The following is an 8,077-nucleotide window of genomic DNA, read 5'->3' on the forward strand; positions in this document are numbered from 1 at the left end:
GATTGGTACGCTATCCAGACTCTGAACTTCAGAGAAACGAGGCCAACGTGCCTAACCGGTCTATGACCGATCGTGTATTCTGGGATGCCCAGTGATTCACTGAGTAAATCTTAGCTAATTTAAATGCCCGGCTTCTTCATTGAAGTTGGGCATTTTTATTTTGCGCAATCTCTCTCCCAAACATGGCTATTTTCCGATCACTTGCCTGCCTGTCATTTCCAATTACTCCCGTTGATGCGATCACCCTGTGGCTGTGAATAATGAATGCTGCAGAATTTTGCCCCACAGCGCTACCAACGGCTCTGTAGGCTGTCGGAATGGAGTCCCTTTTTAAATGTAGCTGTATCGATTCACTCTTTTGTAGATTTGAATGAAAAAGCTGCAACACTATATCATGCATTGTATTTTCACTTTGTATCAATGATCCTTTTGGAAAGTCTTGAGCTAAAGTTGTTTCGGGCCGTTTTCATTATTCATAATGAAGGATGTATGACAAACATCTATTTCCGTTGATGCAATAAGAATCTTTCCATACGGAGTTTTACCGAAACTGTAATGAATAGATAATCCGCCACCCCCATTTTTATACTCCCCCGGCTTCATCTCTTCAATATTTACAAAGAGATCGTGAAGCCTGCCGGTTCCGGAGAGTCCGGCTTGATGGCTTACATCAGACAGGGTCTTCTTCTTTTTAAGAAGCCGCTTCAAATACTCGATACTTATAAACTGTAAAAAATTTTTAGGACTGACTCCGGCCCACTTTGTAAACATTTTCTGGAAATGAAATGAACTCAATCCAATGTGGGCTGCCACTTCATCAAGCCGGGGCTGGCTTTTAAAATTCTCGCGAAGAAATATGATCGCTTTTTCTATTCGGTCATAATCATAACTCATGAAGTGAATGTAGTAAGATTGAGCCGGTTGGAAAACCCGATTCTTGCGGTTTATAAAAACAAAAACCTTGGAGGTTTTGGAAACCTCCAAGGTTTAATGTAATCCGTCTGACCGCACGAAGCGGTCTGAGGGGTGCAGTTAACGAAAATCCGTATTTATAACCTGAGTTCGATTATTGGAAAAGTCTCCCCTAACATGGGGATCCGAGCGTTTAGCGACACGTGAAACGAAATTTAGAGGGGTGTCCATCGAATTTTTACACTTTATGATAAACATCTCCCTAAATCCCCCTTTAATAAGGGGGACTTTTACATTCAATATTCAATAATCGAACTCGGGTTTGGAGCGGTCTGACGGGGATCATCTATTTCACACCGGGACGGTATTCCCTTATCACACTTTCTTCAACATCCTCATCCGTAAAGGCAACAGGTGTCATCACATTATTAACAAAATTATGAAGCTGGTCATTGTAGTGGGGAGAGTCTTCTTTATTGCTTTGTCCGTAAGCCAGTATGGTATAGGCTTTGGGTGTCTCACCAAATTCAACGGCAAATACCCAGCCGTCACCACCACGAACCTGAAGCTTCTGCTCGTCCTCTTCATGATCCGTATACCAGATCACTCTATAACAGCCAAGCAAGCCTGTACATCCGCCAACCGCCAAGTCCAGATCACCAATCACAGCTCTGTGAACTTCGCCCCAGGGTAAATTCCAGTGCCCATACCGATCTTTCGTTTCTTCAACTGCCCATTCGAACGCCTCAGCAGCCCGTTCAAAGTCAGCCAGGCCAAACGGTGTTTTCATCGGGTCATCGTACAACCAGGGCTCAGTAAACAATTTCTCCGGAGTTGCCGAATATCCAACAGATTCCGGAGAGCTTTGAACTCGCTGGCTGTCGGCTGTTGATGAGTATCTGTTCCACCAGGTCTTAAACAAAGCTCCTCCGCGACTATCCCTGGCCACGGTATTGTCCCATTCACGCATCAACTGAAGGGCCTGTGCAATTTCGCCTTCCGGTTCTGTCTGTTCAACAGCAGTGATCAAATTGGCCTTCACCCTGTCTGCCATTAGCATTCGCTCACTGTGTTTTAGTTCAACCACATCTTCAAGAGAAAATTTCTCATCATTGTGAATCAACTCAAGCGAGTGTTGGCTGCGAAGCCGAAGCTGTGGTTCGGGATAAAAGGACGGGTAATCTTCCGGCCGGAGCACTTCATTCAGATTCGTGAAGTGATAGGTATCATTTTCATTTCGTAAATATCCACCCTCAGGGTTCTCAAGCTGTGGCAACAGCTCCCAATCTGTAAACTTTTGCCACATCTCATCCGATGAGGTCACGTGAAATGCAGTTGTATCACCTCCGGCTTCATGCGGACGATCGGGCATGCTCGCATTCCATACGTAAAAAATATTTCCATCAGCATCGGCATAGGTCAAATTGGACGATACCCTGGCCCGCATCTGCATCGCCTCTTTCCACTCATCCAGATTTTGAGCCTTCATCATCTTGAAAAACTGCTCCCCTGTTCTGAATTCACCGTCACCGGCCGACTTCATTACATAAACCTTTCCGTCTTCCCGAAGGATGACCGGCCCGTAAGGTGTAGACCAAAACTCCCGGGTTTCCGTACCGATGGCTTCACCAAATTTGTATTCTACCGTTACTAACTCTTTTTCGAGCGGAACAGATGCACCATCCAGGATGTAGTGATCCGGCTTGTTTGGCTCGGCATCAAACGAGTAAACTTCATCCAGATCAGGGCTATTATTTGTGGTAGACCAACCCAGTTTCTCATTAAATCCGCCGATGATTCCCACAGCCTGACCAATTCTGAAATCGCCGTAAAAATTAAATTTACCCGGCACTTTCACTTGAGCCTCATAATATCCTGCATCCCAGGAGAGATGGGGGTTTCTCATCAGAATGGCATTCCCTGAGGTGGTTCTCTCCGGTGCAAATGCCCACACATTGGAACCCACATCGGGATGAGGCTCTTCAGACCGAGCCGCTAACCTGGCCCATACGGTTTGATCTTCAAGCTGAAAGATCTCGTTCGAGCTGTGATTCAACGCCATCTCATCATCATCATTGTCTCGGATTTGCTGACGTTTAAAAGCAGAAAGAAACCTGCGGATTGAACTGCTGCTGGGTGATACAATATTTCTGGCATGAACATCATAGGCTGTATAATGGGATTTTACCCAATCATCAAACTCGTCCGGGTTCAATTCGATATAGCGATTAACACCTTTGGCAAAGCCCTGAATAAAATCGCGCGTGTCTTTTTCCAGATCCTGCCAGGTTTCTACAGCACGTTTATACTCAAGTCTGCTGGATGCGTCATCATCTATCGCTTCCGATCTTTCTATGCCGCTAAGATCATTATATTTCGCCCACTCCCCACGAGCTTTCAGCAGCAGTTCCGCAACTCGCTCACCATAATCCTCCATTTGAAGATAACCGAGAGCAAATCCAGCCGCCTCCAGGTTATCGGCATTCACGTGAGGAACCCCGTAATCTGTCCGCCGAATAATAACCTGCTGAGATAGGTCATCGGGATCAGCTTGCTGTTGAAGTTCAGGTTCAGGTTCATTCTCAGATGCAGATGAAGAAGCTCCGCAGGAAAAAAGACTAACTGAGAGAAGAATGAGTGGTATTAAATATCGCATGTTAATGGTTTGATTTTATTTGAGAACTATGATAAAAAACTCCCCCTTTGAAGGGGGAAGAGTCCGCCAAATGGCGGGCCAAGGGGGATGACCTGCTTTGTACAAACTGAGTCGGAAAATTTAGATTAAAACTTTAATCAGATCTATATCATCCCCCATACCCCCTTCGAAGGGGGAGCCACTGAACCTTGGAGGTTTCAATAACCTCCAAGGTTTTGTTTCCGATTTTAATCGATTTTATTTTTGAGAACTTTTCCAACCAACTCCTGCTCGAATTCGCCGGCTTTCATGGCAAAATTTCCGCCAATAAGAACATACTCTACTCCTTCGGAAAGCTGGTGAGGATCATCAAACGTGGCTTTATCCTGAATTTGCTCCAGGTCAAAAATGGTGATATCCGCTATTTGTCCTGTTTTTATCAATCCACGATCATGAAGGTTAAACACCGACGCAGGCAAACTGGTCATACTCCGGATTGCAAAAGCCAGATCAACCGTTCTGCCTTCCTTCACATATTTTGAAATTTTTCGTGGAAAAGAGCCGTAATTACGTGGATGAACAACTCCTTCGCCCATCTCAACCAAACCGCCGTCGGAGCTTGTCATCATCCACGGTTGTTTCATAAAACGAGCCACATCATCTTCATGCATGTTAAATGAGACAATTTTTGGATTCTGTTCTTTTATCATGTTCAGAGCCGCATCAATTGCGTTGGTGTCCATCTGATCAGCTATTACATTCAAGCGAAGACCTTCAAGTGAACGGTCTGCTGAATAGTCGGCAATCTGAATACTTTCGGCACCACCTCGCCTGGCCAGGTTTGCCTCCATTTCAACTTTAATATCATCAATCATTTCAGGGTCGTCGAGTCTGTTCAGCATTTCAGTCCTTCCTCCTTCACGAGCCCAGGATGGAATCAATACAGCGGTCAGGTTTGTAGATGACGCCGGGTAGGGGTATTGATCGCCATACACTTCAATCCCCTGATCCCTTGCCCTTTCAACTCTGCTTACCACTGCTGCCGAGTAACCCCACACTCCGGTTCCCAAAGCTTTAATGTGAGTTACAATTCCAGGAAGCTCAGCCTCTTCAGCGACCCGAATCACCTCATCCACGGAATAAATCAATCCAACGTTGTAATCGGATTCATCCCGAATGTGGCTGCTGTAAACACCATTATATTTTGAAGCTACTTTCGCAAGTTCAATGACCTCTTCTATTTCAGCATAGGCAGCCGGCGTGTAAAATAGTCCACTTGAGAGCCCAAAAGCTCCTTCTTTCATGCCCTCTTCCACAATTGATTTCATTTGCTCCAGCTCATCTGAACTGGGCGCCCGGTTGGCTTGTCCTAAAACCTCCCTTCTCACACTGCCATGCGGAACAAATTGAACTACATTCACCCCAATACCGTGTTCTTCCAGTGAGGCCCGTTGCCCGGCTATATCTAATTTTCCGCCGCCATCCGGATTAATCATCACCGTGGTTAAACCCTGAGCCAGCAACGGCCTGCCGTGACTCAAAGACTCCGATGCCAGTCCCGACCCTGCATGAGTATGGACATCAATAAAGCCCGGTGAAACGTATAGGCCGGAGGCGTCAATCACTTCATCGGCCGTAATGTTATCTGATTTGCCTATCCAAACAATCTGGTCGCCATTGATTCCTATATCTGCATAGAACCAGGGATTACCTGTTCCATCCAACACTTTCCCATTCTTGACGAGGATGTCGAAGTGTTCTGTTTCTTCCTGAGCCATCCTGTCACCATCTACGGCAGAACCGGTTGCTGAACATGCTGAAAAAACTCCTGAAAAAGTCAGGATCAACAAGGTTTGAATTAGTAGCTGAGCTATTTTCATATTTCCTTTCCTGATCGAAAGCGATACCTCCGATCTGATTTTTATCGTTTTCGATTATTATTGATTTCCATTTCCAAATAGGTAGTCAGCGATGTCGATAGCCATTTTTGCATTATCATGCCCCACATCAGGTACTGTTCGGATGAACCATTGCAATTCCAGTTCATTATCTTGAACCATCTCTTCTGCAACGGATAAAAAATTATGCCCACGTTCGAAACGGTGATTACCCTGAGCCATCGCCTCTTCACTTGTTCGCAGATAGCGATCTTCGGGGTCGGTGTCCTCTTCACCTAACTGAATCAGTAACCGGCTCTCCAACCTCAGGTTCAACTTCTCCTGATCGACTGCCGTATTATTTAAACCGTATGGAAATTCTATGTCAAAATCGGGGAGTGTATACCATCCCGCATTCGCAGAAATGACGTGTTTTGCCCTCAAGCCCTCCTTAAACAGGAATAATCTGTGTGTAAACTGAGCACCTGCAGAATGACCAAAAATATCATAGCCTGTCTGTTCACTTCCGGTCAACTCCACAACGTGATCAAAAATTGGCTCTATGAGTGAATAGGCCCAAAACTCCTCATCAACCTGATTCCCGTCTTCATCAAACATACCACCCAGATTGTATCCTCTTGAGCCCGGGAAGTCCTCATCACTGAATTCCGGAGTCACTATCAGTACGTTGTGCTCGTCTGCAATTTCAATCCAGTTATCGCGATAATCATCGGCGTTTCTAAGCGTACCGTGCATTACAAACAGGATGGGCATCGTTGTTATATCACCTTCCGGGCTATATGTAAATACTCTGATAGGTTTATCTGAAAGTGGTTCGTAATTATCAAAAACAAATACTCCCTGGCCCGGTTCAATCACCTGCTCATTTTCCGGACTGCATCCCTGTATAAACAACACCCCCAGTAAAATGACAACTGCAGTGGCAATGGGTTTTTGATGAATCAATTTCATTTTCTCTTTCATTTTAAACGTTATTGGGATAATACGGCTTCACTAACCACAAGCAGCAGAGCTCGTTGAATGGCCAAATGACCATCTTTATTCAACCACCACTCGTTTAGGGAGTGCCCGTTACCACCTGCACCGCCTCTGCCAATTGTAACTGCAGGAATATCTAATGAGATTGGGATATTTGAATCTGTTGAGCTGCGGGTTAAACTTGGATCTGAACCAAAATACTGTGCCGTAGCCATTGCCCGCTGCACCAGTGGATTTGACGATTCTATCTCTCCGGAAGGACGATCCCCGATCATTTCAATATCCACTGTGAGTTCCGGTCCCCGTCGACGCATTTCATTTTCTTTATCTAGTGCTTTCAACATCGCTTCTTGAAAGATCTCATCAATCTGCTCCAGACTTTCATTGCTTACCGAGCGCATATCCACCTCCATCCATGTCTCAAAAGGAATTGAGTTCACGGAAGTACCTCCGTTAATCCGCCCAACATTATAGCTGGTCCTGGGACCATCACTCGTAAATTTATCCGCCTCCAAACTGAAATAGTGCATAGCTCTTCCCAATGCGTGTGCCGGATTTGCAAGCCCAAAGCTACCCCACGAATGACCACCGGGTCCTTCAAATGTCACCCGATATCGATGCGACCCAAGTGCCTGATTGACAATCCTTCCGATGCTCCCTCCGTCAACGGCAATCCAGGAATCAATACCAGGACCCGATTCACTAAAAAGATGCTTCACTCCTCTAAGGTCACCCAACCCTTCCTCGCCAACGGTTCCTACAAAAATAACATCGTCGCGGGTTTGAATATTTTCATGTTCCATTGCCCTGAGAACCGTGAGCGCTACCATTAGTCCACGAGAGTCATCTCCGATTCCAGGAGCGTACAGTGTGTCTCCGCGCATCTTTACCGTTACATCTGTTTCTTCCGGAAAGACGGTATCCAAGTGGCCGTTCAGTGCAACTGTTTTCTCACCTTCACTTCCCTTTCTGAGACCTAAAACATTCCCTACCTCATCTATCCATACAGAATCGGCACCGGCTTCCCGGAGCATTTCTTTATATTTTTCTGCTCTCCGTTCCTCTTTAAAAGGTGGGGCCGGAATTTCGGTAAGCATAATCAGATCTTCCGTAGTTTTAGAATCTATCTGCTCAATATATTGAAATGCACTTTTTATCAATTCCTTTTTAGAAAGCTGTTCTATTTCATCCTTGTATGAGTCTGACTGACCAAATACATCTGCATTCAGTCCAATGAAAAGGATGAAAATTGCCAATTTCATAAGCGGTTTTGCAGTAGTTCTGAGTCTCATCTTGTATCTCCATTGTAGGAGTTAACCACCTGCTCAAAAACTCTGCCAATATCATCATAAGAGGTTCTCTGACCCGAAACCGCTGTATCGGTTCTATGGACAAAAACCAGATCCATGCTTGGTGCAACCGCCAATATATGTCCTCGTGCGCCTCGAGCCGTGTAAGTTCCTTCCGGTACGCTCTCTACACTTCCAAAATGGCGGCCGTCAACCGAAACCCACCACATATATCCGTATCCTCCCTGATCGTAACGGTCTTCATCAAAAACTGAATAAGGCAAAGTACTCTCCTCCACCCAGCCTTCCGGTAAAATTCTCTCTCCATTCCATACTCCATCATTCAGGAATAAATGGCCAAACCG

At 45.5% G+C, this 8,077-nt stretch carries 6 protein-coding genes and 1 pseudogene; all 7 read right to left on the bottom strand.

Annotation, left to right across the window (positions count from 1 at the left end; translation table 11 throughout):
- Window positions 1-136: 136 nt before the first annotated feature.
- Window positions 137-400 carry an MGMT family protein gene (locus tag ACESM0_RS11430; protein WP_372906341.1) on the bottom strand — a complete coding sequence of 88 codons (264 nt, stop codon included), beginning with the start codon at window positions 398-400 and terminating at the stop codon, window positions 137-139.
- A gap of 44 nt (window positions 401-444) precedes the next feature.
- On the bottom strand, window positions 445-894 hold the full coding sequence (locus tag ACESM0_RS11435) for a helix-turn-helix domain-containing protein (protein ID WP_372906342.1): 450 nt from the start codon (window positions 892-894) through the stop codon (window positions 445-447).
- Between the two features lie 364 nt (window positions 895-1,258).
- Complete coding sequence (locus ACESM0_RS11440) at window positions 1,259-3,568, bottom strand: penicillin acylase family protein (protein WP_372906343.1); 2,310 nt, start codon at window positions 3,566-3,568, stop codon at window positions 1,259-1,261.
- A 227-nt stretch (window positions 3,569-3,795) separates the two neighbouring features.
- Window positions 3,796-5,427, bottom strand: a complete 1,632-nt coding sequence (locus ACESM0_RS11445; protein WP_372906344.1) for an N-acyl-D-amino-acid deacylase family protein — start codon at window positions 5,425-5,427, stop codon at window positions 3,796-3,798.
- Between the two features lie 57 nt (window positions 5,428-5,484).
- Window positions 5,485-6,396 carry a hypothetical protein gene (locus ACESM0_RS11450; RefSeq protein WP_372906345.1) on the bottom strand — a complete coding sequence of 304 codons (912 nt, stop codon included), beginning with the start codon at window positions 6,394-6,396 and terminating at the stop codon, window positions 5,485-5,487.
- Between the two features lie 20 nt (window positions 6,397-6,416).
- Entirely contained in the window at window positions 6,417-7,715 is a 1,299-nt protein-coding gene (locus tag ACESM0_RS11455) for a M20/M25/M40 family metallo-hydrolase (RefSeq protein ID WP_372906346.1), read from the bottom strand.
- Window positions 7,712-8,077 (bottom strand): annotated as a pseudogene (locus ACESM0_RS11460) (hypothetical protein); the annotation flags it as partial. The gene ACESM0_RS11455 and the pseudogene ACESM0_RS11460, both read right to left, overlap by 4 nt.

This window comes from Rhodohalobacter sp. (assembly GCF_041686455.1).
Lineage (GTDB): Bacteria > Bacteroidota > Rhodothermia > Balneolales > Balneolaceae > Rhodohalobacter.